Genomic DNA, 2,327 nt, shown 5'->3' on the forward strand with positions numbered 1-2,327 from the left:
GTCGGCAACAGCGTTCACCAGGGGTGGACGCCGCGGTCGCCGGGCACGGCCTCGGGCCGGGCGGCACCGGCGTCGTGGTGCGACGGCCGGGCCAGGATCCGTACGACGTCGTCGGCCGGTCTGGCGCCGCGCAGCGACAGCCAGGCCAGGCCGTTGCGGGCCCGGAACGCCGCCAGCCGCACCGCGTCGCCCGGCCCCAGGTCGCCGGAGCCGGCGAGGACGGGCACCAGCCCCATGCGCCGCCACGCCGCGTCGGGCGGGACGCCCAACGCGGCCGCGATCTGCGGGCGCGCCGCGCGGGCCGCCACGGCCAGGCCGTGGAGCGCGGTGGGGCCGGGGTCCATCGGCACGAGCAGGCCGACCGACTCGATCTCCACACCCGCCTCCCGGGTGATCCGCAACGCCTCCCGGTCGGCCGGCCTCAGGCCGTCCCGAGAGGCGGGAAGCGTGAAGGTCACCCGCAGCGAGCCGGCCTCGCCGGTCGATCTCTGCCTGGTCCGCGCCTCGTGCTGCAGGCGGGCGAGTACGGCGGCGCGGCGGCGGGCGGCCGCCTCCCCATCCGGGTCCGTCGTGCCGGTCCATTCCGGCTCCCCGGGCGAATCCGCCGGATCCGCGGGCTCGAAGTCGACGCCGGGAGGGGCCAGCGCGGCGACCACCCGCCGGTAGGCCGCGAGCAGCCGCGCCGGGTCCTCGCACGTGGCCGACAGCTCCTGCCCGTACGGCCCGCCGAACGCCGGCCACACCTCGCCGCCCTCGGCGCGCAGCCGTCCGATCCGCGCGGCGACTGGCTCCCCGCCGCGCGGCCGCACCCCTGCCCAGTGCGGAGCGCACCCGCCGGGACCGGCGACGACGTGGCCGATGGTGAAGGACCGCACGCCCGCCTCCAGCAGTTCGGGGTGCGGCCTGCCGGCGGCGTCGAGGAAGCCCCGGTAACGGGCCGCGGGCCCGCCGGCGAGGGGAACGGCGGGCGGTGCGGGTGACGCCGTGACCGTCTGGCGCGCGGCGACCAGCGTCTCGGGTGTGGCGGAGGCCGGGGTCCGCGCATCGGTGGGCGGCCCGGTCCCGGCCGCGAGACCGGACGCGACGTTCCACCCGCCGGGCGGGGCCGGGGGCAGGGCCCACAGCGCCGCGCCGGTGCCCGCGACGAGCGCGGCCGACGCCAGGAGGACGAGGGATCGCGAGGGGCGGCCCGCTTCGCGGGAATGACGTGCGGAGTCCACGCTCACCACCCTGAGTTGCGATACGACCACGGAGCGCACAGGCGGCTCGCACTCTAGCAAGCCGCGGGCCCGGGGGAGGGGATAATGGACGGATGAAATTGAGGATCTTCACCGAACCCCAGCAAGGGGCGAGTTACGACGATCAGCTCAAGGTGGCGCAGGCCGCCGAGCGGCTCGGATTCGACGCGTTTTTCCGGTCTGACCACTACTTGCGGATGGGTGACGGCGATCCCGCCCCCGGCCCCACCGACGCGTGGATCACTCTGGCGGGCCTGGCGAGGGAGACCTCGACCATCCGGCTCGGGACGCTGGTGAGCGCCGCGACGTTCCGGTTGCCCGGGCCGCTGGCGATCAGCGTCGCCCAGGTGGACCAGATGAGCGGCGGTCGTGTGGAGCTGGGCCTCGGCACCGGCTGGTTCGAGGAGGAGCACACGGCGTACGGGATTCCGTTCCCCTCCCTCGGGGAGCGGTTCGAGCGCCTGGAGGAGCAGCTCGAGATCGTGACCGGGCTGTGGGCGGCGGCCAAGCCGTTCTCGTTCGAGGGCGCGCACTACCGGCTGGCCGACTCCCCGGCGCTGCCCAAGCCGGCGCAGCGGCCCCGGCCGCCCGTCATCATCGGCGGCGGGGGCGCCAAGCGCACGCCGCGGCTCGTCGCGCGGTTCGCCGACGAGTACAACGTGCCGTTCCACCTGCCCGAGGACACCGCCGCGGCCTTCGACCGGGTCAGGCGGGCGTGCGACGACGCGGGGCGGGAGACCGTCCTGCTGTCGGCGGCGCAGGTCGTCTGCGCCGGGCGGGACGAGGCGGAGGTCGCCCGGCGGGCCGCCAACATCGGCCGCGAGGTCGACGAGCTGCGCGTCAACGGGCTGGCGGGCACGCCGCAGGAGATCGTGGACAAGATCGGCCGGTTCGCCGAGATGGGCGCCGAGCGGCTCTACCTCCAGGTCCTCGACATGCACGACCTGGAGCACCTGGAGCTGATCGCGGCCGAGGTGCTGCCGCACGTGTCGGCGGCGTGACCCACCGCCCGGCCCGGGGCCCCCCCCCCCGGGGGGGCGCGGGGCGGGGGCGGCAGGGGGGGGGGGGCCGGGCCCCCGGGCGCCCGCC

2 protein-coding genes are annotated in these 2,327 nt (G+C 76.9%); one reads left to right on the forward strand and one right to left on the reverse strand.

Going from position 1 to position 2,327, the window contains the following annotated elements; translation table 11 throughout:
* Positions 1 to 14: 14 nt before the first annotated feature.
* Positions 15 to 1,220 carry a hypothetical protein gene (locus AB0J39_RS39235; RefSeq protein WP_363474253.1) on the reverse strand — a complete coding sequence of 402 codons (1,206 nt, stop codon included), beginning with the start codon at positions 1,218 to 1,220 and terminating at the stop codon, positions 15 to 17.
* Between the two features lie 92 nt (positions 1,221 to 1,312).
* Between AB0J39_RS39235 and AB0J39_RS39240 the strand changes: the two genes are divergently transcribed.
* A complete protein-coding gene (locus AB0J39_RS39240) occupies positions 1,313 to 2,239 on the forward strand; it encodes an LLM class F420-dependent oxidoreductase (protein ID WP_363474254.1) in 927 nt (308 codons plus the stop codon).
* Positions 2,240 to 2,327 lie beyond the last annotated feature (88 nt).

It is taken from the genome of Microbispora sp. NPDC049633, from assembly GCF_040675265.1.
GTDB classification, from domain to species: domain Bacteria; phylum Actinomycetota; class Actinomycetes; order Streptosporangiales; family Streptosporangiaceae; genus Microbispora; species Microbispora maris.

Bases quoted from the DNA above. Each gene is read 5' to 3' on its own strand.
- AB0J39_RS39240 (WP_363474254.1), top strand. From the start codon at position 1,313: ATGAAATTGAGGATCTTCACCGAACCCCAGCAAGGGGCGAGTTACGAC.